This is a genomic window from Prevotella sp. P4-119 (assembly GCF_002251345.1).
Lineage (GTDB): Bacteria > Bacteroidota > Bacteroidia > Bacteroidales > Bacteroidaceae > Prevotella.
In genome coordinates this window covers 1-22940 of the sequence record NZ_NPJB01000073.1, presented here as the reverse complement: position 1 = coordinate 22940, position 22940 = coordinate 1, and the positions used below count along the sequence as shown (strand labels likewise).

The following is a 22940-nucleotide window of genomic DNA, read 5'->3' as shown; positions in this document are numbered from 1 at the left end:
TTATATTGTAGAATAAAATCTTTTGATGATACAATCTTATACCAAGCAGAAGTGATTTTTACAGTTTCATTCTAAGTTGCATAAGTGTTATCGAAATTTGTTACAATCCTACGGAGGGATAGTCTATATCATAATTATATGATTCATTATATGTTCTTGTTTCTCTAAACGTAATAACAGGAGTGAGTTTTTTTAACACTTCAACATCCACCACAGAAGCTAACGGCATATTATCCATCATTATAGGTTTCAGCCAATTATTATTCCAAAGCATCACTCTTTCCTCGCAAGCTGCCACTTTACATAAACGCATTGAATACGGAGATGTACCATTCTTCTTGTCACGCTGGTATGTAATGTTCTGAAGCCAGAGTTGGTTATATGTGGAGTTGGGTTGGTTACACAACTTACCAAATACCTTATCGCGGATATCCCACTTCTCGTCCTCGTTCTTCAATGATTCAACCAAACGGCTCATGACGCGAAGAGCATAGTGGCTGCAACAAACATTCTCGAGAGCAATCTGGGTACAGACTGCTGCCATGGCACGTACACTTCCTCCTGGGATGTGTCTACTGCGCTTATATGTCTTAAGGTCTGCAAAGATGTTTTTCTTTTCTGCATCCTCCTTTGGATTATCATCAAGATTAACATCTTCCCATTTGCTACTATCGTTTATCTTATCTGTCTTCTCTTGATTAAGCCATTGTTCAATTCGTTTATCGATATCTGAAAGCATAGTCTTTAACGAACCACTATCAGGGTATTGGCGTGCAAACATAAGGATATAGAGCAGGTGTTTCTCAAAACTATCAAAGTCACATCCCTTCTTGTTGAAGATAGGAGTGTTGTAGATGTAAGCCAGCTTGTCAGACTTGACAGCATCTGTCACGATGCTTTCGCTAATCTTTGTCTTCTGACTGTTCATTCGGAAATTCAGCCGTTCCAAAACTTGTTGGAGGGTGTATGAGATATCCTCAAGTGCATCTTTATTGCTACAGAAGATACGGTAATCGTCACGATAGCGGATAATCTCGTATGGAGGAAAGGTTTTGCCTTGTTCCTCGTACTCCTTGGCTTTGGCTTGCAATGATTCGTGCAACAGAAGGTCAGAATAGCCAAGGATTATCTCACCCACAAAGTCAAAGATCGCACTACCTTGCGGAATACCAATGTTGCGACCTTGCTGTAAAGCACGAAGGAATTTCTGTATGTTTTGAGCGATTGGGCTTTGGATACCTGTTGCAATGGTTGTGTCTTTGAGAGTGAATGCCCAATCGAAAGTCTGTGGATTGACAGAACCATAGCAGTTGGTGATATCCGTCACAAACATATAACGATATTCCAATGACAATTCAATGGAACGTTGCTCCATACTATTCCACCAATTGTTGATAGTCGTTGCCTTATGGAATGGCTCTTTCTCGTTAGGGATGACTGGAATTGCACAAGATGTGATATGAGGGACATTGAACTTCTCAAACAAATCTTTTATTACTTGCCAGTTGCTTTCGCAACAAACCTCTCGCACAAGGAAGTAGTAGAGGAAAGGATTGGCTAGGATGATAGGACGAACGGCATAGCGTCCATCCTTGTTGAGCAAGATATCAAGATTAACATCTGAGAGAGAGTCTGGAGAAACACCTTTTTTTAGGCATTCTTCATAAGGAATGGTCCTTACCTTCTCACGGACATACTTCAGAACTTCATCAAAAGAAAAGTACTCCGGTAGTTCAAATCCATGATATTGCTCAGATTTCATGAAGAAGTCCATCGCTTCATCATGATTCAAGGTTAATATATTTCTAGCGGCTTTGCTCATACAGTTGTCATTAGTGATTATTCATCTCTGGAATTGTCAGATTTTGACTACAAAGATAGTCATAAAAATCGGAACACAAACAAAAATTCCTAAGAATCTTCGTTTTTTAGCTACATTTTAACAGCTGAGAGCGACTTGCAGGTACAATTTGCTGCAAATCGCTCTAGATTATATGCCTTGTGTGCCTCAATAGGACTGACCTTTCTTTTTGGATGGTGAGCCGAGGCCAAGTTTCTTCGTACCATCCCAATTTGTAAGTTGGTCAGCACAGCCATTGGAGCCACCAAGAGAAGTGTAGGTTTCTGCACTACATGACATATAATCAATGAAAGAGATAAAGTTGTCTATGATAGATGATTCATAGGTCACATCCCGTTCTGCAAATAGATGTGTCCAGCTGGTGACGCACTCTACATTGAATTTTGAGCAATCATACCATGATACACCACTAAGGAAGTTGTTGACGGCCGAGGTAATACCTTCCTTTGTGCCTAGGTCCAATTCCATCTTATGGGCAACAGCCATGATGCCGTAGTAGATGGATGCAGCCTCTTTGTCGTTGAAGTTCGTTCTATTTGAAAGGGCGAATGCTCTGAGGGTAGCACGTCCTTCTGCGATGAAACGATTGAGAATTTTCTGGTATCGGTCTTGCTTCTCTGCGGCAAGTCGAGCCTCGCGCTCTTTGCGCTCCTTTACCATCCTTGTTGCCTCGTTGTACTCTGGTTCATTCCAAAGGGCATACCACTTTCCCAGGAGGTTTTGATAAGTTGAACGAAGCGAATCCAGTTCGCTTTCAGCATTGTCTGCACGAGCGGTTTCAGCATTCTTGGCGTTGCGCAATCTCTCTACGGCGCTCTCATCGATGAGTGTCAAGCGGTATTTGAGTCCATTCACTTCTTCTGTGAGGGTGGTTACTTTAGCGCGAAGTCCTCGGATTTCAACCTCCTTTGATGAGATGGTTCCTTCCTTGTTCTTCAACTCATTGGAAAGGTCCTTGTTCGTGTCCCATAACATGCGGTACTGTCGTCCCAGGATCTCGGCTGTGGGTTCACTCTTCCATTTCAATCCCGATGCTTTGATGAAGTTGCCAATGGTTTCCTTGACACCAGCATCATAAGACTCTTTGAGCTTTGCAGTTTCCTCCTTCTTGTACTTGCCTGGCTGGAAGATTTTGGCGAGGAAACCTGATTTGGCTGAATTCAATTCCTTTTGGGCTTTCTCTTTCTGCAAGGTAGCAATAGACGCTTCTGCTTCAATCTCTGCTTTCAGCTTCTCTGCCTCTGCTATAGCCTGTTTCGCCTTACGTTCAGCTTCCAACACAACCTTGCTCTTGTGTCTGCGTTCCCGTTTCTCTTCTTCGGAGAGTTCATGATATGGGATGCCTCGTTCCAAACCATACTTCTTGCCTACCTCATTATAGTATTTTGTGTGGAGGTCAGATAGATATTGGGACTTTTCCTTTGCTCTCTCACCCCATACCTTAGCATACGATACACGCTCTACCACACCTTTTGTTGACTCCGTCTTGATGTAGTTGCTGCGTTCCTCCTTGGGCAAGGCCTTCCACTCTTTCGTTGACAGGACCTTGTCGGGATTGTCCTTGTTGACATACTGACTGCCGATGCGTCCACGCTTCTTGACTTGCTCTACAGGAACGGTCAAGGCATGAGCATGAACACCTGTCTCATCACAATGCACGTCGAAGCCGATGATGTTGTCCTCGCCCCACATACGGCAACAGAACTGATATGTATCCTTTGCCCATTCGTAGATAGCTGGCATCAGTTTGATACTGCTATTGTCAGCGTATGGGTCAGAGGTGTCTATCTGTTGTTCGCCAAAGGCCAGTAGTTTCATAACTTCGTGGTCGCCACCGAAGATGATGTTCACCAATCCGTTCGGACTGTTCTGAGCAACCTGGTTGGGATGCTTTGCATCCATGTAAGGTTTGAAGCCCAGTTCATCGTGACGCTGCTGGAGGCGTTGATGAAGTGGAACAGGATTGGAACCAAGAGGCACGACCTTGCATCCTTTGATGACTTCAAAGTTGAGGTACTTGCGTGAGAAGTTGTAGTGATTATTCTTCTCCGTCTCAACATTCTTTGACTGGTAGCGTTTCTCGTCCCAGCCTCTGCGCTCTGCCTCGTTGCCCATTTGGGCAGAGAAAGATTTCTTGTCTGCACCAACATGGATAGAGGCGCGTGGTTTCTTCGTTTCCATTGAAAACTTTTGCTTATGGGTTATACATTGTTATAATGTCTGTAAGTGGAGGATGCCAGGTCTCGGGCGGTGCCTGAGCATAATAGGAGGACTTTTTAAGTGAGCGGCGATAGCCAGTGAATCTAAAAGTCCCTATTATGTTTAGGACTTTTATAAAAGTCCGTCACACCACGCAGGACGGGACATCTCCATTGTTACAATTTCCGATAGCAGTTTTGACTGGAATGTTCCAGACGACCTTGACGGACGTAGTCATTGATCCACTTGGCGGTAGTGCTCACGGGATAGCCATGTTTCATGGACACAGCTCGATAGGTCTCTCTGTCAAATTTGTTTGGCAGTGCAGCTAACAACTGTTCCATTTTGCTCTTCTTCGTGATAATCTCGCCCTGCCCATTAGTAGTGACCTTGCTTTGTGGCAGATGGGCATAGCAATAGACTGTATGGTAGATGAGAACATCACCTATCGCCATGGCGATGTCGAAATCATCCCTACTGCATCGTATTACGATTCTACTACCATCCTTTGGAGTCATTGCAGAAGGATTGGAAATTTCGTCCATGAACCTGATAGAGGTCAGCACCATCATAATGCGAAACACGGTGAAGGCCAGACGGCGTACCACACTCTGCATATCATGCGAGATGTCATCGACCACCTCTTGATTCATCTGTCTGAAATGCTCATTGAACTCCTTGCAGTATTCTTGAGGGATGACAATACGGTAACTACCACCACGGAAGAATGACTCACGACGTTGCTTGTACAGCTTACCTAACTGGAAAAATCTCTCTCGCAAAGTGTAGTTGTCATAATTGTGGTTGATACTCTCGACAAGGACATCACGGAACTCTGCTTTGAATGGCATGTGATAACAGGTGATACGTGAGAAGGTGCCATCCTCAGCCTGAGGTGTCAAGGTGTATAGCTGACCAGGCGTACCAGAAAGGCAGATAGCAAGCATCGGTCTTTCAATGACACGATATTCATCGTCCTTCCTGCGGCTCAGGTCGATAGGTTCATGATGATAGCTCTTGCGGATGATGGTGCTGTAGTCACCATATTCCGATTTAAGAATGGCACTCAGCGTATCACATTCTGTATCGAATATCAGACCGACACCTCCATTGTTGTCCAATTGCTGTATGACGGATGCAGCACTACTGTTGGTAGGAATGAAGAGTGTGCGACGGTGTGGAGCCTCATTGACATTGGAAGTATCTTTCTCACCAGGCTTTGACTCGCTTTTACTCTCCTTATATTGTTTCATCAACTGCTCGGAAGCTTCACGCAGTTCGTTATGGATGGGAGCCACAATCTCGCGACAATATTTCAGCGAGCCTTTGCCCATACCGGCATCTGCCATAACAAAGAAGTATAGCATAGGGTGCCAATCATCATGATTGTACTCACCGACCACATTTTGAAGTGTAGCTGAGATGCAAGTCAACGTGCCCATCAGCATCATGTCTCGGTCATCTTCTGAGATACAGTTGCCCAACACTTCCTTTATGAAAGGTGGAAGCATGTCGTATATGAAGGCAGGGAAATGTGGAAGAGATTCTTCATCCAAAATCCATTTGAAGTCCACTTCGATAGGCTGGATATTTGGTTTTTTGGACATTTGGTTGTCAGAACCATAAGTCCAAATATCCAAAGTTCCAACGGATGACTTTTGGTTTTCTTTGGGATTGGAAATGTCAATACCAGCATCTTTCGCCATCTGAAAAAATGTGGCGATAGATATGCCATCCCCATGTGCAGACAGACATTTATTGTATTGTTTGTCTGTATCACTTGCCTTATACTTGGGGTTTTGCCGACTGACACGGTGGAAGAAGCCCCTTCCTGCCTCTTGGAACTCACTTGTAAGAGCAAACCCGACTTTCAGCCAGTTGTCATAGCCATTTGTAATATCTATTCCCTTTTGTTCAATAAGAGAAAGGACACGCTCTACCTTGGCTCGAGTGGCTTCGCTTGTATTGGAGTATGCAGACGGTGTCTTGCTTGTGTTGCTGTTCGCTGTGTTAGAAGGGACATTCTCCCATTCTTCTGGTGAAAAAGTTTTCATCTTTAACGTTGTTGTACTTAGGGTTAATATAAGCTTCTGGGTCATGTGGAATGAAACAGGAGCGAGAAACATCACTGCCAGATTTGTCGGGCTCAGGATAGCCATTTGCTACAAGATAGTTGAATACTGCATTGAAGAAACGGCTATGCTCCCATCCTTTGCGGAATACCTGAATAATCCATTTCAGCCCATCGCCCGAAGGTGAACGAAAGAGTAGTTCTGTCTCAAAGCAAGGGTCATTGAGCAGTTTTTCATGCAACGAAGGAATGTCAGCCACATGGTCGAAGTCAATACAAATCAGATCGGATTGCTGCAACAGGCCATCCTTGTTTCGAGTATGAAAGATACCAGAGAATGTGCAGAAGTCGAAATTCTCAGCTTTGTACTTGCGTGCCTGGTCTTTGCCCGTAATGGAGCGCAACATCTCTGTTTGCTTCTTTGCATACGGGCCAACGATGTAGCGGTAGATGTCAGGAATACTGATGCAGCGCAGTGGCTCCGTGTTGCGGATGGGTTTTCGGAAAAAGGAAAAAGACAGCATTTCTCCCTCTTTGACTCCGAAAAACTCCTCATAGATAGAAAGGTGGTTATACATGGTTGCGTGTCTCCTCCTTTCTGCCTTTGGGATTATTGACTACATACGTACGCGCTTCATCGTAAATGTCATTGACTGACTTGCGAGAGGTCTGCATGAGCCATGCATCAATCTCCGATTTGCGGAAAAGAATGCTCTTGCCATTTTTGTGGAAGGGAATGGTACGGTTGCTCGTCCAACCATAAACGGTCTGTTCGGCAGGATGGTTAGGGAGGTAGTTGCATAGGTCTTGCAGCGAGAACCATGCATCTGCCTCTACATTGTTGTTTGACTGCAGAGCGTCGAACTTTTGTTCAAGCGTCTCCAACTTCTCAAGGATGTTAGCCATCATCTGTGGCATTGCATCGAATGTGGGTACTTCTGTACGCATAAAAAATGTGTGTTCAAGTTGGCTGCAGCTTATGCTACAGTCACTCTCTTTTGCAAGAAAGCGACCGCAAAAGTATCGGAAAAAGGAATGGTGATTTGGGCATGATTACTGGCATAAAAGGAACATGTCTTTCATAGCATTATCTTATTGATATAATGCTGATAATCAGCGAAAACAAAAACAACGGTGGTGAAAAATAATTTCGTTATGGCATCGTTATGATTGGTATCATACCCTTGTCATAATGGAAATCAGAAGCAAAAGGCCAAATACGAAGAAAGCCACTCACACTTGAATGTGAATGGCTATGGATGTGAATAACGTAAAAGTTTCTGTATGCTTAGACCTATGGAAGTGGAATATGAACTATTCTTTCTTGGAGTCGATGGGAGTTCCAATCATGTCGTCAGAGAGGTTGATCTGGATGGCATCAGCGGCAGCATCCTTCTTTGCATCAACTATTTTGGCATAGATTTGAGTTGTTGTTACCTTTTTATGGCCAAGCATTTTGCTGACTGTATAGATGTCTGTGCCATTGGTAAGCTGTAGTGTAGCATAGGTATGACGAAAACAGTGGAAGGTGATGTGCTTGGTGATACCAGATGCTTCTATCCATCGTTTCACAGGTCGATTAATCCATGATGGGTCTTGTAGTCCTTCAAAGACAAGTCGGTCTGCATCGCCTCGTTCGCCACACAAGGAATATGCCTGATCAGAAATTGGCATATACTCTACACCCTTGGTTTTCTGTTGGGTAAAATGGAGCTGGTAATGTTCCTTGTCTTTCACAATATCGCGCCACTTTAGCTGTTTGATGTCACTATGGCGCAATCCTGTCAAGGCAGAAAACAAGGCTGCTCTTTTGAGAATTTCGCTATCACATGGTGTTGCTGCCAGTTGGTTGAGTTCCTCCAATGTCAGATACTCGCGCTGGCTTTCCTCGTAGTATATGTTCTTAACTTTGGCTGCAAGGTCGATGGTCAAGTAACCATCGATGAAGGCTTGATGAAGACCTGCCTTGAATATCGAGAAATAGGTCGAGGCGGTATTGGCTGATATGGTTCCTGCCTTACTGCCTCCTTGGGGCGCGTTGATAAGGTAATCCTTGTAGTCTTCGATGAGATTCAGGTCTATGCTACCAAATAGAAGCGGCTTCCCATCTGTATATAACTTCAGAAGTGCAAGTTCACGATTCCAATTGACTTGAATGGACTTGGAACTGTTCTTGTGACGTTTGTCCTTTAACTCCTCAAAGTACTTGATAAAGTCGCACTTTGACCTTTCGTTTTGTGCTGCTTGTTCAGCCTCGGAATCTGTGTACAAAGACTGATTGTCGTATTCGTGCTGACGGAGGTCACGTACTTTGTCAGCAAAGATGCAAGCCTCTTGGTCTTTTTGTGAGCGGCACATGATGATTCCATTGGCATCACGCTTGGGACGATAGTAGGCTTTACCATCAGATAGAGTTCTTCCAGAACTATTCTTATCAAAGATAGGAGTAGTTATAAACCGCCCAAGTGGTTCATGCTTACGGAGAGGCTTATCCTTGCCAGGCTCAAAGACAGGAAAACTTTCAATGAGCAATGACCACTGCTCTTTGTATTCGGATTTGCGGAGTATTACTTTGAATACCGTGCGCTTCATAGGAGTCTTCATAGTTTGATGGATTTATAGAGTTTGTCGATTTCTGATTTTGGAGCGTACACATAGTTACCTATCTGTCGGGTAGGGATGGAGAACTTGCGGATATGTGCCCATACGGATGAATCATGAATCCTAAACTTCTCTGAGATTTCTCCTATGGTATAGCAATTCTCTGGTTCCATGTTGTATGTTTTTGGTATAGGCTTCTTGGCAGCCTTCCTTACCTTCTTTCTTCTTGGGTAACGCAGTTCAAGGTCTGCACGATTCAATCTGAGTTGTTTCGTGCCAAGATTGACTGATGGAATCTTACCCTTACGAATCTCACGATACAAAGTGTCTCGTTCAACACAATAAACAGCAACAGCCTCCTGAACCGAAAGATATTCTCGTATGTCAGGAATTTCTTTTGCCAACTCTTCGTACTTGGCTTCTTTTGCCTCTCTGTCTTTCTTCCTCTTGTAAGCAACATCGGAACATTGCTTCGAACAATATACTGCATCAATGGTGCGAATTTGGAACACCGCACCACAGATAGGGCATTTCCTTCGAATCTCGTATTTTGCTTGTGCCATATATCTATAAAATAAGGTGTATTTGTCTTTTTGTTGAACTTCACCGACCAAAGTGTCGCGTGAACGATTTGGTGCAAAATTACGATAAAAATCCGAAAACAAGCCAAGAATGACAAAAATTAACACAAAGAAAAATCCGTGTAACTACGTGAGCTACACGGATTTCATATGTTTGTTTATTGTTTGCTTATCAAGCTTACTTCACTTCCTCGAAGTCAGCATCCTGGATGTTGTCATCCTTCTGGGTGTTCTGCTGTGACTGTTGCTGGTCATTGTAGAATGGGCCCTGCTCCTGTCCAGCGCCAGCTCCTGGCTGTGCACCGGCATTCTGATACATTTGCTGTGAAGCGGTCTGCCATGCTGCATTCAGTGCATTGATAGCATTGTCGATGGCGGCAACGTCGCCTGCCTTGTGGGCATCCTTCAATTGCTGCAGTGCCTGCTCGATAGCGGGTTTCTGGTCTGCGGGGAGTTTGTCACCCAATTCCTTCAACTGATTCTCTGTTTGGAAAATCATAGAGTCGGCCTGATTCATCTTGTCGATGCGCTCGCGCTCCTTCTTATCGTTTTCGGCATTCTGCTCAGCTTCAGCCTTCATGCGGTTGATTTCGTCTTCGCTCAAACCTGAAGAGGCTTCGATGCGGATGCTCTGCTCCTTGCCGGTGGCTTTATCCTTGGCTGATACCTTGAGGATACCGTTGGCATCGATGTCGAAGGTAACTTCAATCTGAGGAACACCACGACGGGCAGGAGTGATACCTGTCAGGTTGAACTGGCCAATGCTCTTGTTTTGGTTGGCCATAGGACGCTCACCTTGCAGAACGTGGATGGTAACCTCGGTCTGATTATCTGCTGCGGTAGAGAATACTTCGCTCTTCTTGCAGGGGATGGTAGTGTTGGCGTCAATCAGTTTGGTCATCACACCGCCCATGGTCTCAATACCGAGGGTCAGTGGAGTGACGTCAAGCAGAACGATATCGCCTACACCTTCTTCTTTGTTGAGGATGGCGCCCTGGATGGCAGCACCTACGGCAACTACTTCATCAGGGTTAACTCCCTTAGAAGGTTCTTTACCGAAGTAGTTCTTGACGAGCTCCTGTACGGCAGGGATACGGCTTGAACCACCAACGAGGATTACTTCATCGATGTCTGAGTTAGAGAGCTTTGCGTCTGCCATTGCTTTCTGACAAGGTACGAGGCATGCCTGAATGAGGTTATGTGCCAACTGCTCGAACTGTGAGCGGGTCAGAGTTTTAACCAAGTGCTTAGGCATACCGTCAACAGCGGTGATGTATGGCAGGTTGATTTCGGTAGATGTAGAGCTTGACAGTTCAATCTTTGCCTTTTCTGCAGCTTCCTTCAGACGCTGCATGGCCATAGGATCTTTGCGCAAATCAACGTTTTCTTCACTCTTGAAGCCGTCTGCCAGCCAATTGATGATGACCTGGTCGAAGTCGTCACCACCGAGGTGTGTATCACCATTAGTAGAGAGCACTTCGAATACACCACCACCAAATTCGAGGATAGAGATATCGAATGTACCACCACCAAGGTCGAATACTGCAATCTTCATATCCTTGTTGGCCTTATCTACACCATATGCCAAAGCGGCAGCAGTAGGCTCATTGACGATACGACGCACATTGAGACCTGCAATCTGTCCGGCTTCTTTAGTGGCCTGACGCTGTGAGTCAGAGAAGTATGCTGGTACGGTGATAACTGCATCGGTTACCTCTTGTCCGAGGTAGTCTTCTGCGGTTTTCTTCATCTTCTGCAACACCATGGCAGAGATTTCCTGCGGAGTGTATTTGCGTCCTTCAATGTCAACGCGTGGATATCCGTTTTCGTTGACTACTGTGTAAGGCATGCTTTCAGCCTCTTTACGGCTCTGCTCGTATGTTTCACCCATGAAACGTTTGATAGAATAAACGGTGTTCTTGGGGTTTGTGATAGCTTGACGCTTGGCAGGATCACCTACCTTGCGGTCGCCGTCTTTTACGAAACCAATAACAGAAGGTGTTGTACGCTTACCTTCGCTGTTGGCAATTACAACTGGTTCGCTGCCTTCGAAAACGGCAACACAACTATTAGTTGTTCCTAAGTCGATTCCAATAATTTTTCCCATAATGTATTTCTTTTTAATTTTTAATATTCGTAATGTTAACGATAACTTAATAGCAAAGCGTGTGCCAAATGGTGTTTGACAGCTGTTAAAAGTGGGTGTTGTATGACATTTTGGCATGTATTAGTGTCATGATGTACTATCGCTTTTATATTAATTATGGTATTCGGTCATGTTTGTTGCTTTAAAATTTGGTTTTTCCCTTACTAAATCGTAACTTTGCAAGCGTTAACTATAAACAACTATTATGAAAAAGCTGATAACAATGGGTATTCTTGCGCTAATGACCACAACGGTTATGGCACAGGGAAGTGATTCCTATATCGTGAAGACGAAAGGAGTGAAAAAGGTGGAGACACCAAAAACTGATGCCAAACAGGTGGCAGGTTCTACAACACAAGAGGCAGACAAGCCTCAGGATTTCGTAGGTCGTAACTTTCCTCGATATGGTTTGTGCGACTGGCAAGATGGCATGCGTTTCATGGTTTTGCCTGAAAAATATGACATGTTGGTGAATACCTTCCGTGACGAAAGTAATAATAAGGAGGTGAGCAACGGTTATTTCCGTCGCAAGGTGATGGTGTATCGTGGCCATGCTGTTGGCAGTAACGGTCGTGCACGGCTCAACTTTACTTGCCAAGATGACAACAAACAGTATTATTTTGAGTTGCCCAACGGCAATTATGAAGACTATTGCTATAATAAAATAGGTGTGCCAACGTTAGCCTATCTGGGTGATGTAGATATTGCTCGTTCATTGCTTGTTGGCAAGACATTGGTAACTACCACTACTGATTATTATGTTGATACCGATTATGAAAGCGATGCTGCTGATTTGGTGAAGGTAGAGAAGGGACAGAAAGTGAAGGTTGTTGCCGTTGGTGTTGGAACTCGCTCGTTCCCTGTAAAGATTATCGTTGAAGGTAAGGATGGCAGTGAATTCTTCCAGAATGTGGCTATGAGCAAAACCAATTGTGGTATGCGCGATGATGAGTTTATTGTTGACAATGCCAAACATCTGTTCTACGGTTCGTTTACTTTTGAGGAAGAAGACGAGCGCCAGCAGTCAGCTTCTTTGGGTGATTATGCCCAATATATGAACAAAACAGTTCATTTGAAGTATCCTACTACCATGAAGGTTATCCGCAATGGTGCGGGTAGTCGTGTGGTGACAATGGCTAAGGAAACCACTTTCCGCATTGACGGTATGCGTCCTGTGCGTAATAGCCGGTATGTCACTTTGACACTTTCCGAAACTGTTACAGGTCGCCTTTATACGAAGAATGTGACTTTTAAGAATGAAAATGTGACAGGTGATATAGATGGTCAGAAGGAAGATTATTTCGGGTATCTTTTCTCGGAAGGCTCTGGTAAAACTCCTGTTAAGACTCATACCCGTCGTCGCAGATAATCTCGGATTGTATATATGTTCCAGAGACGGGACTATGATAAAAGGCGCATCGGATATTTCCGATGCGCCTTTTCATCTATGTGATCTGTGTATTACTCTTCGTTTTTGATGGTTTCAACAACCTTAGCTTCAAGTTCTTCGCAGAGTTCAGGGTTGTCTTTCATCAGTTGTTTGACAGCATCACGTCCTTGTCCGAGCTTTTGTCCGTCGTAGCTGAACCATGATCCGCTCTTCTGTATGATGTTGTATTGTACGCCGAGATCGAGTATTTCGCCTACTTTCGATATTCCTTCGCCAAAGGTTATTTCAAACTCAGCTTTACGGAATGGGGGAGCTACTTTATTTTTCACTACCTTTACGCGCACTTGGTTTCCGATGACTTGGTCACCCTCTTTGATGGGGCTGACGCGGCGGATATCGAGTCTTACAGAAGCGTAGAACTTCAGCGCATTACCACCAGTAGTTGTTTCGGGGTTACCAAACATGACTCCGATTTTTTCTCGCAACTGGTTGATGAAGATACATGTGGTGTTTGTTTTAGCGATGGTGGCTGTGAGTTTGCGTAGTGCCTGACTCATCAGACGCGCATGCAGTCCTACAGCCGAGTCACCCATGTCTCCTTCAATTTCCTTTTTCGGAGTGAGTGCAGCTACTGAATCGACCACCAATATATCAATAGCAGATGATCGTATGAGCTGGTCGGCAATCTCAAGTGCCTGCTCTCCGTTGTCGGGTTGTGATATCCAGAGGTTGTCGATATCTACTCCCAGTTTCTGCGCATAGAATCTGTCGAAGGCATGTTCTGCATCGATGAATGCAGCGATGCCGCCTGCCTTTTGTGCTTCAGCAATGGCGTGTATGGCCAGTGTGGTCTTACCAGAAGATTCTGGACCATAGATTTCAATGATTCTACCGCGTGGATATCCTCCCACTCCGAGTGCGAGGTCGAGGTTGAGGCTTCCTGTTGGTATGACATCTACATTCTCTATTTGTTCGTCACCCATTCGCATGATGGAGCCTTTTCCGTATTCTTTTTCTATTTTCGACATGGCCGCTTGCAGGGCCTTCATCTTTTCGCTTTGCGCGTTGATGGTCTCGTTTTCGTTTTCTTTTTTTGCCATGGTAGGTTTCTGTATCAATAAATGTATATATTATAAAATAGGTGTAGTGTTTGTGGATTAGAGTTCTAAGTCTCCGTCAAACACTTCATGCCAAGGCAGTCCTTGTGTGTTGAGTTGTTCCATGAAAGGATCTGGATCAAACTCTTCCACGTTCCAAACGCCTGGTTTCTTCCATATTCCTTTGAGGAACATCATGGCGCCAATCATGGCAGGCACACCAGTGGTGTAGCTTACGCCCTGCATGCCAGTCTCTTCGTAGGCTGCCTGGTGTGAGCAGTTGTTATATACGTAGTATGTGCGCTGTTTGCCGTCTTTAGTTCCTTTGATGCGGCATCCGATGGAAGTCTCTCCTTCATAGTTTTCTCCGAGATCTTGTGGATTGGGCAAAACGGCTTTGAGGAATTGCAGAGGAACGATTTTTACCTTTGCCGTACCTGTTCCGTCAGCCAGTGGAGCTTCATATTCTATTTCATCGATTCTGCTCATGCCAATGTTCTGAATCACATCGAGATAGTTGAGATATTGCTGTCCGAAGGTCATCCAGAAGCGTGCTAACTTGATTGATGGGTAGTTTTTGACGAGTGACTCCAGTTCTTCGTGGTGCATGAGATAGCTCTCACGTGGTCCTATGTTGGGGTAGGTGAGTGCTTTGTGTACTGACAGAGGATCAGTTTCTTTCCATTCTCCGTTTTCGTAGTAGAGTCCCTTTTGGGTTATTTCGCGGATATTGATTTCTGGATTGAAGTTGGTTGCGAATGCTTTGTGGTGGTTTCCTGCGTTGCAATCGACGATGTCGAGTTGTGTCATCTCGTCGAAATGATGCTTAGCTGCATAAGCGGTGTAGATGCCGCTGACACCTGGGTCGAATCCGCAACCGAGTATAGCGCATAGTCCAGCTTGTTCGAATCGTTCTTTATAGGCCCATTGCCATGAGTATTCGAAGTGAGCTTCATCCTTTGGCTCGTAGTTGGCTGTGTCCAGATAGTTGCATCCGCAAGCCAGACATGCTTCCATGATGGTGAGGTCTTGGTATGGCAGTGCGAGGTTGATGACCAGTTCGGGCTGGTAGTCGTTGAATAGCGCTTTGAGTTGTTCCACATCGTCTGCATCTACTTGTGCGGTTTTGATGGGCATGGTGTATCCTTTTTTGTGGATGGCTTCTACTATCTGGTCGCATTTTTCCTTTCGTCTTGATGCGATCATGAAGTCGGTGAACACGTCGGTATTCTGTGCGATTTTAAATGCGGCTACGGTGGCCACACCACCTGCACCAATCATCAGTACTTTTCCCATTTTCTTATTTTTATTATTGTTTTTATAATTTTCTAGTTATGTTATCGTTTCAGGGTTTTATTTCGTCTCCCCTAATGCCGAGTGCTGCCATGAGCGAGTATCCGAGTATTTCCTGTCGGAAGTTTCCTCCGGCTATGGGTTGCATGCTAAACACGGTAATGTGCTTTTCGGGGTCGGCATGTCGGAGTCCCTGTTTCACCTGTTCGATGTTTTTTTCAGCATCAGGGATAATCATCATTCGTTTCACGTCGGCGCTATTTGCGATGATTTGCATGGCATCGGTGAAGAGTTCTTCTGCCGAAACGAGTTCTTCTACGGTTACGCAACTGATTTGAAATTCGCCGAGCGAATCGCTGAAGGCTTTTCCATCAAGTTCTCCGTCGAATGTTGAAGGCATGAAGTTATCCATGCCTTTTTTGTTTTTGCCGTGTATCAGTATGACCTGAGTCTCGTGTTTTCCCTCGCGCATGCCGCCGTCGAGTGCGATGCAGTCAATCCATTTTGCCATGTCGGCTTTGGGTATTTGGCGCCCAATCATGCGTTCAAAGTTGACGATAAGGTCGAATGTCACCCTGTCGATATAGTCTGCATCAACCAGGATGACGTTTTCTTTCCATGTTGTATTGTCGATGGAGGGTTGTATCATAATTTGCAAAGTTACATTAAAAGTGACGAATAGCAAAACATTCTCGTCGATTTATTTTCATACGGTTATCTCTCCCGATCCCAAGCAGCGGTGGTGCTGTTCGTCGTAGATAACGCAGAATTGTCCTGGTGCCACTCCGTGGATGGGTTGTGTGGAGTGTACGGTGAATTGTCCTTCGCCTTCATGCTCGATAGTGGCGGGGTGGTATTCTGGTGTATGACGTATCTTGAAGGTAATATGGGTCTGCTGTGGATCGAGTGGGAGTGTGAGATGATGGAAATCATGCACTCTGAAATCCTGCTTGTATGCAGTCTTGGGATCGTATCCGTGGCTGACATAGAGTATGTTTTCTGCTACATCTTTCTTAACCACAAACCATGGTCCGCCTCCGAAACCCAGTCCGTGGCGCTGTCCGATGGTGTGAAACCATAGTCCTTGGTGCTGTCCGATGCGCTTTCCTGTTTCCAGTTCGACCACTTCGCCTGGCTTTTCTCCGAGGTATCTGCGTATGTAGTCGTTGTAGTTGATCTTACCTAAGAAGCAGATGCCTTGTGAGTCTTTGCGCTTTGCGTTTACCAGATGTTCTCTTTCTGCAATTTCGCGCACCTCTTCCTTCATCATGTGTCCAATGGGGAAGAGTGCCTTTTTCAATTGCCAGTCATATATCTGTGCAAGAAAATCTGTTTGGTCTTTTACCGGATCAGGACTTGTGGTGAGCCATTTTCTTCCTTCGCTGTCTATTTCTGTCTGTGCATAGTGACCTGTTGCGATAAGGTCATAATCCTTGCCACGCTTGTCGTGGAAGGCTCCAAACTTGATGAGTCTGTTGCACATCACGTCGGGGTTGGGTGTCAGTCCTGCCTTTACTTTATCCATGGTGTAGGTGGTCACTTGTTCCCAGTATTCTTTGTGACAGTCTATTACTTCGAGTTTACAACCGTATTTATGGCTTACGGCTGTGGCCATTTCTAAGTCTTCTTCCGACGAACAATCCCATTCTTCTTCCTCTTCAGGACCGATTTTGATGTAGAAGCAATCGGGGTGCAATCCTTGCTGAGCCAGTTGGTGGAGCACTACCGAACTATCTACTCCTCCTGAGAGCAGCACGGCAATGCGTTTTCCTTGTAGTTCTTTTATATTCATGTGTGCAAAGTTACATATTAAAGATGAGTTATCCATCGTTTCTTCCATCTTTTTTTTCATCTTTTTCTTCTTTGGTATTTCTGCATGATATTGATCATATCCACTTGCCCAATTGATGGATTGGGGTTGTATGTAGGTGACAGGGCAGCTTGCCGGCCTTTGCCTCGATGGATAGGTAGATGGGGGATTGACTGGTCGTTTTGGATGTATTTGGCCTGCATGGGAATATGACGGGCTATAAAAAAAGTCACCGATCAGCAGATTCGTGTCTGCGACCGGTGACAACAGTGTAAGTTTTTCAGTATTAGTGATGAGTTTTATTTCTTCTTGGTATAGAACATCAGACCAACCTGGTTTTTCGACAGTTTGTTGGTGTTGCTATCGTCTTCAAATACACCAGCCACAACCATCTGCATGTACATCAGGTTCTTTCTTGAATCCCAAAGACCATACGAACTATAGTTGTTGATGTAGAATGCTACTCTAACCTTATGAGGCTTGTCGCCGTAGGTAAGATGGTATTCCATGGTAGTGGGGTTCAACAGAAACTGAATCTGAGTAGAAGGCATGAAGCCATATACACACTTCAGATCCACAGGCTGTGCATTCACCATAGCTGTCTTCAGATCGCCATCGGGCAGATTAACGGTGAAAGCCTTGGGAGGAATGTTCTTTATTACGAAAGCAGAGTCGCTATACATGTCGATTTTTACATCAAGAGTATCGGTCTTGTAGTTTGATGTGCCTTCGCCCGAAAGTGCATAAACCATCATTCCGTCGTGTACACCCTTGATAACATCGTAGCGCTGAGCAATCTCAGCAGGTGTCAGACGTGCGGGTTCATCGTCGCTGTTGCAAGCCACAAAGGTAAAGGCGGCCATGCAACCCATCAGCATAGTGATAATTTTCTTTGTTGTCATGTCTTTTCTGTTATTTGTTTTGTTAATAAATTCTTTGGCGATAGAACACCATCGTGGTGCCTCTTTCCGTCAACATAAAGACTGCCGTTGCGGAAAACTTGCATGGAAAACCTATAAGTTAACGTCTTTTAACAAAAATAACCATTGCAGTTATGCAAGTTTTTCCCACTTTTGCACTTTATAACGATAGAAACGAAAACATCGTGAAGCACTATACTGATACAGACGAACAGCAGTTGGCCGAACAACTTCGCTGTGGCAATGCCGCAGCGATGAGGGTGTTCTACGACCGTTATGGTGGACTGCTAACTGCCGTATGCGCGCGCTATATTACTGATAGCGAAAGTCTGAAAGATGTGATGCAAGACAGTATGGTGCAGCTCTTGACCCATGTTTCCGATTTTAAGTATCGTGGCGAAGGGTCGCTCCGAGCATGGGCCACCAAGATAGTGATAACTCAAGCGTTACGCTATCTGCGCGAAGAAAAACGACGCGAATGGCAGACAATAGACTGGGACGTGGCTGATGTGCCGGAAGAAGACGATCCGCCTGTCAACGACATTCCCCCCGATGTCATACAACAGATGGTCAGAAGGTTGCCAACGGGATACCGAACGGTATTCAACCTCTACGTCTTCGAACACAAAAGCCATCAGGAAATAGCCCAACTGCTGGGCATCAAGAAAGACTCTTCGGCATCGCAACTCAGCAGAGCGAAAAATCTGCTGGCACAAATGATAAGACAATATACAAACACCCAACAATAGATTCTATGAAAGAACAGTGGAGAAAAGAATTGCAAGACAAGATGGCTGACTATCAGCAGCCAGCTCCCCTCCTGTCATGGGATGAGTTGGAGCAAGTCGTGGCAGCACAGCAGCGCCCAGCCAAGAAAGTTGTATTCTACCGTCAACGATGGATAGCTGTGGCGGCAGTAGGCATCCTGTGTGTTGGCGTGGCAGTCAGTTTGTTGTGGAATCCAGCGCACCTCAACCCGCAGCAGTCCAGTATTCAGACTTCTGTCGGTACAGAAAAACAAGGCGTTCAGCTGTCAGCAAAAACAGAAAAGCAGCTTCTGTCAGACAGTCAACCCTTGTTGGCTTCTCTGTCCGAACAACATTCGCAGAAAACCGAACGGTTGCCGAAGGAATCCCGACGGATATTAACAACCGACGAACGTGTGGATGTGGAAAACACAGAACAATCCTCGTTGGCTGTGGCAGCGACAGACGAAACAACAGCCAAAGCTGTAACTGAAACAACTGAAACGATTGCTGCAACAGCCTCGAACCCTACCGACGAGCAGACTCAACCGGTCACATCGAAAACCAACCGCCTCACGCTTGCCAATGTATCGGGACGTGAGCGGAAGGCATCTGAATATCTCTCACATACCCATGGCAACGATGCTTATGGTGACAGCCAACGTCTCACGGCGCAGGCATTCTTCTCCAACGGATTCTCTAATGATGGCAACAAAGGGGGAGAACTTGTCGTGTACGACGCAACGCCACCTGCTGATACTCAGGTTTTTGGGGCGAAAGGTCCAGATATATTACGACCTATCGAACTGGCTTCGGCTACACCAAAGGAACACTATAAACACCACTTCCCATTGCGCTTTGGAGTATCTATGCGTTATTATATCAACAATCGGTGGAGTGTCGAGGCAGGACTCTCATACACTCGCCTTACGGCAGATTTCACCAGAGAGAGCGTGCATTATGTTCAACAGATGGAACAGAAACTGCACTATGTGGGAATCCCGCTTCATGTCAACTATACGCTGTGGAATAGCAGACGCTTGCACTTCTATGCCAAAGCAGGCGGCACAGTCGAGAAAATGGTTAGTGGACGCAGATGCGCCACATCAAACCCTGACAGTGAAAGCTACCCCATGTCCAGTGAAAAAGTTACCATACGTCCACTCCAACTGTCAATAGACGGTGGACTCGGAGGCGAATTTATGATCGACCGGCAGTTTAGTATCTATGCAGAACCAACGGTCAATTATCATTTCGACAACGGGTCAAAGATACCTACCTATTATCAGGAACATCCTTTCGGATTTGGACTCACCATGGGACTAAGGTTTAACTGGAAATAATGACAAATGTTCTGATTGATGAATACGGCGCTTCCGACCTTGGAAGTGCCGTATTGCTGATTATTGACCGAAAAGTTTCCGTATTTCAACAAAAAGCAGTACATTTGCACAGAAATATAAAAACACCACTAACTGATAATGAGAAAGATATTTGTGCGATGCCTATGGGCTTTCCTTGGAGCATCGGTTCTGACCGCTGTAGTGGCTTTCTGGGCCATTGCGAAAGGATGGATTGGTTATATGCCACCCATCGAAGAACTCCAAAACCCTATCAATCGCTATGCCACACAGATATATAGTGCCGATGGAAAAATCATGGGAACATGGAATTACAACCGTGAAAACCGTATCCTCGTAGATTATTCACAACTCGCACCAGCACTGGTCCAAGCACTGGTGGCTACAGAAGATGTGCGATTCTATGAACATTCTGGAATCGATTTCTTCGCACTCGGACGTGCCATAGTCAAGCGCGGACTACTTGGACACAAGAGTGCCGGAGGTGGTTCGACTATTACACAGCAACTCGCCAAACAGCTCTATTCATCTACCGCACATAGTGTAATCGAACGTCTGCTCCAGAAACCCATCGAATGGGTTATCGCCGTACAGTTGGAACGCAACTATACCAAAGACGAGATTATTTCCATGTATCTCAACTATTTCGACTTCCTACACAATGCCGTGGGCATCAAAACCGCGGCAAGTACATATTTTGGTAAAGAACCAAAAGACCTTACTGTCAACGAGGCGGCAGTACTCATCGGACTTTGCAAAAACCCATCCTATTTCAATCCTGTGCGCCATCCCGACCGTTGTACCGAACGCCGAAACGTAGTACTTTCACAGATGGAGAAAGCAGGATACCTCTCAGAAGAAGAGTGTGCACGATATACTGCAGAACCGCTCAAACTCAATTTCCATGTCAACGATCATAAAGATGGCGTCGCCGTATATTTCCGCGATTACCTACGCCGCTACATGATGGCCAAAAGGCCAGAGCGCTCCGACTATCCATCATGGAACATGGTACGCTTCCATCAGGATTCTATCAACTGGGAGAACGATCCACTCTACGGATGGTGCAATAAGAATAGAAAGAAAAACGGTGAAACGTACAATCTCTATTCTGACGGACTACGTGTCTATACCACTATCGATTCGCGTATGCAGGAATATGCCGAACAGGCCGTATATAAACATGTTGTAAAATATCTGCAACCCGCATTCAACCGCGAGATAAAGGGAAAGAAGAGTGCACCGTATTCCGGTAACCTTACCATGGAGCAAGTCAACAAAATCCTGATGCGCTCCGTACGCCAATGCGAACGATATCGCGTGCTAAAAGAGTCGGGAGCTACTGAGGAACAGATACGAAAGTCGTTCAATACCAAAACAGAAATGTCGGTATTCACCTATCATGGAGAAGTTGATACTATCATGACACCGCTTGACTCCATACGCTATTATAAGTCGTTCCTGCGTTGCGGATTCATGAGCATGTGCCCCCAAAACGGAGCCGTAAAAGCCTATGTAGGTGGACTCAATTTCACACATTTCGCATACGATATGTGTATGGAAGGACGACGACAGGTGGGCTCTACCATCAAACCATTCCTCTATTCACTCGCTATGGAAAATGGATTCTCGCCATGCGACCTCGCACCGAATGTCCAACAAACCTATATGGTGGCAGGAAAACCGTGGACTCCACGCAATAGCAGCCATTCCCGTTATGGCGAAATGGTCACGCTTAAATGGGGATTGCAGCAGTCGAACAACTGGATTTCGGCTTATCTCATGAGTAAACTCAATCCGCAGGCATTCGTAACCCTGTTGCGAGAATATGGCATCAATAATCCGGAAATACACCCATCCATGTCGCTCTGCCTCGGTCCATGCGATATTACAGTGGCAGAAATGGTTAGCGCATATACTGCATTCGTCAATCACGGCATCCGCACCGCACCACTTCTCGTAACACGCATTGAAGATAATGAAGGCAATGTCGTGGCACAGTTCCGACCACGCATGAACGAGGTTATCAGCGAAGAAAGCGCCCACAAAATGCTCTATATGCTTAAAGCAGTTATCGATGGAGGTACCGGTGGACGATTACGCTATATGTATAATATCACGGGAGAAGTCGGAGGAAAGACCGGAACCACCAACAATAATAGCGACGCATGGTTTATGGGCATTACTCCCAACCTCGTTAGCGGCTGTTGGGTAGGAGGCGATGATCGCGACATTCACTTTTCCATGACCAGTATCGGCCAGGGTGCATCAGGTGCACTCCCCATTTGGGCTTATTTCATGAAAAGTGTTTATGCAGACAAGCGCTTAGGCTATTCACCCGAAGCCGTGTTCGATCTGCCACCAGGTTACAATCCATGCAAAATGGATGAAAGTGGTTTGGATGCAACTTTCAATGCCGGTGGAAACATAGAAGATATATTCGAGTAGTCTCGTTGTGATATAAAGAAAAACTGCCCCCAAGAGCGAAATTGTTCTTGGGGGTGCTTTTTATCCCAACTCCCCATCGCAACCATAATAGTCCTTTATTGACTCAAATAGTGACCTTGCAAAAATCAATTTCCCCCGTTCTTTGCACATTTCCGCAAAGCTTCCTTCTAAAAGTGAAACTTTGAAATAGCGGCATTGGTGCGTTTCAGGTGCTTTTGTGGCCATCGGAAATGAAGAAAAAGAATTGTGCGCGTCCACACGTCCTTTATATATAATAAATAAGGAGTTCCCGTTTTGCGGCTTGACAGAAATCAATCTCTGCAAAAAAGTTTCATGCAATCTGCATTTTTTTTCTCGAAAAAGTTTGGTAGTTCAGAAAAAAGCCGTACCTTTGCATCCGCTTTCAGGAATACAAC

The 22940-nt window shown here is 45.2% G+C and carries 18 protein-coding genes; 4 read left to right on the top strand and 14 right to left on the bottom strand.

Features of this window, described 5'->3' with window-relative positions; all coding sequences use genetic code 11:
* Positions 1-100: 100 nt before the first annotated feature.
* From CIK89_RS07945 to dnaK, 8 genes are all read right to left on the bottom strand, one after another.
* Positions 101-1822 carry an RNA-directed DNA polymerase gene (locus CIK89_RS07945; RefSeq protein WP_094390851.1) on the bottom strand — a complete coding sequence of 574 codons (1722 nt, stop codon included), beginning with the start codon at positions 1820-1822 and terminating at the stop codon, positions 101-103.
* A gap of 186 nt (positions 1823-2008) precedes the next feature.
* Positions 2009-4042: a MobV family relaxase gene (gene mobV, locus CIK89_RS07940; protein WP_094390850.1), complete on the bottom strand. Its 2034-nt coding sequence runs from the start codon at positions 4040-4042 to the stop codon at positions 2009-2011.
* A gap of 194 nt (positions 4043-4236) precedes the next feature.
* On the bottom strand, positions 4237-6114 hold the full coding sequence (locus tag CIK89_RS07935) for a DUF3987 domain-containing protein (RefSeq protein WP_094390849.1): 1878 nt from the start codon (positions 6112-6114) through the stop codon (positions 4237-4239).
* The gene (locus tag CIK89_RS07930; RefSeq protein WP_173824978.1) at positions 6071-6655 is read right to left on the bottom strand and encodes a BT4734/BF3469 family protein; all 585 of its coding nucleotides are present in this window, start codon (positions 6653-6655) and stop codon (positions 6071-6073) included. Before CIK89_RS07930 ends, CIK89_RS07935 begins: the two co-directional genes overlap by 44 nt.
* A gap of 46 nt (positions 6656-6701) precedes the next feature.
* Positions 6702-7079 (bottom strand): helix-turn-helix domain-containing protein, encoded by a 378-nt coding sequence (locus CIK89_RS07925; RefSeq protein ID WP_094390847.1) that lies wholly within the window; start codon positions 7077-7079, stop codon positions 6702-6704.
* 366 nt (positions 7080-7445) lie between these two features.
* Complete coding sequence (locus tag CIK89_RS07920) at positions 7446-8735, bottom strand: site-specific integrase (RefSeq protein WP_094390846.1); 1290 nt, start codon at positions 8733-8735, stop codon at positions 7446-7448.
* A complete protein-coding gene (locus CIK89_RS07915) occupies positions 8732-9295 on the bottom strand; it encodes a helix-turn-helix domain-containing protein (protein ID WP_005848474.1) in 564 nt (187 codons plus the stop codon). Before CIK89_RS07915 ends, CIK89_RS07920 begins: the two co-directional genes overlap by 4 nt.
* 196 nt (positions 9296-9491) lie before the next feature.
* On the bottom strand, positions 9492-11420 hold the full coding sequence (gene dnaK / locus CIK89_RS07910; RefSeq protein ID WP_094390845.1) for a molecular chaperone DnaK: 1929 nt from the start codon (positions 11418-11420) through the stop codon (positions 9492-9494).
* 244 nt (positions 11421-11664) lie between these two features.
* Between dnaK and CIK89_RS07905 the strand changes: the two genes are divergently transcribed.
* Positions 11665-12828 carry a hypothetical protein gene (locus CIK89_RS07905; RefSeq protein WP_094390844.1) on the top strand — a complete coding sequence of 388 codons (1164 nt, stop codon included), beginning with the start codon at positions 11665-11667 and terminating at the stop codon, positions 12826-12828.
* A 92-nt stretch (positions 12829-12920) separates the two neighbouring features.
* Here CIK89_RS07905 and recA read toward each other — a convergent pair whose 3' ends face one another.
* The 6 genes from recA to CIK89_RS07880 all read right to left on the bottom strand — a co-directional run bounded on the left by recA (position 12921) and on the right by CIK89_RS07880 (position 17951).
* Positions 12921-13949: a recombinase RecA gene (gene recA, locus CIK89_RS07900; RefSeq protein ID WP_094390843.1), complete on the bottom strand. Its 1029-nt coding sequence runs from the start codon at positions 13947-13949 to the stop codon at positions 12921-12923.
* A 57-nt stretch (positions 13950-14006) separates the two neighbouring features.
* Positions 14007-15242, bottom strand: coding sequence for a saccharopine dehydrogenase family protein (locus tag CIK89_RS07895; protein WP_094390842.1), 1236 nt, complete (start codon positions 15240-15242; stop codon positions 14007-14009).
* Positions 15243-15291: 49 nt separating this feature from the next.
* Positions 15292-15888, bottom strand: coding sequence for a DUF6621 family protein (locus tag CIK89_RS07890; RefSeq protein ID WP_094390841.1), 597 nt, complete (start codon positions 15886-15888; stop codon positions 15292-15294).
* 57 nt (positions 15889-15945) lie between these two features.
* The gene (mnmA, locus tag CIK89_RS07885; protein WP_094390840.1) at positions 15946-17031 is read right to left on the bottom strand and encodes a tRNA 2-thiouridine(34) synthase MnmA; all 1086 of its coding nucleotides are present in this window, start codon (positions 17029-17031) and stop codon (positions 15946-15948) included.
* Between the two features lie 56 nt (positions 17032-17087).
* Positions 17088-17282: a hypothetical protein gene (locus CIK89_RS13335; protein ID WP_144007378.1), complete on the bottom strand. Its 195-nt coding sequence runs from the start codon at positions 17280-17282 to the stop codon at positions 17088-17090.
* Between the two features lie 66 nt (positions 17283-17348).
* On the bottom strand, positions 17349-17951 hold the full coding sequence (locus tag CIK89_RS07880; RefSeq protein ID WP_094390839.1) for a DUF4840 domain-containing protein: 603 nt from the start codon (positions 17949-17951) through the stop codon (positions 17349-17351).
* Between the two features lie 152 nt (positions 17952-18103).
* Between CIK89_RS07880 and CIK89_RS07875 the strand changes: the two genes are divergently transcribed.
* From CIK89_RS07875 to CIK89_RS07865, 3 genes are all read left to right on the top strand, one after another.
* Positions 18104-18718: an RNA polymerase sigma factor gene (locus tag CIK89_RS07875; RefSeq protein ID WP_094390838.1), complete on the top strand. Its 615-nt coding sequence runs from the start codon at positions 18104-18106 to the stop codon at positions 18716-18718.
* A gap of 5 nt (positions 18719-18723) precedes the next feature.
* Positions 18724-20058, top strand: coding sequence for an outer membrane beta-barrel protein (locus CIK89_RS07870; RefSeq protein ID WP_094390837.1), 1335 nt, complete (start codon positions 18724-18726; stop codon positions 20056-20058).
* Positions 20059-20196: 138 nt separating this feature from the next.
* Positions 20197-22524, top strand: a complete 2328-nt coding sequence (locus CIK89_RS07865; protein ID WP_094390836.1) for a transglycosylase domain-containing protein — start codon at positions 20197-20199, stop codon at positions 22522-22524.
* The last annotated feature ends 416 nt before the right edge of the window (positions 22525-22940 follow it).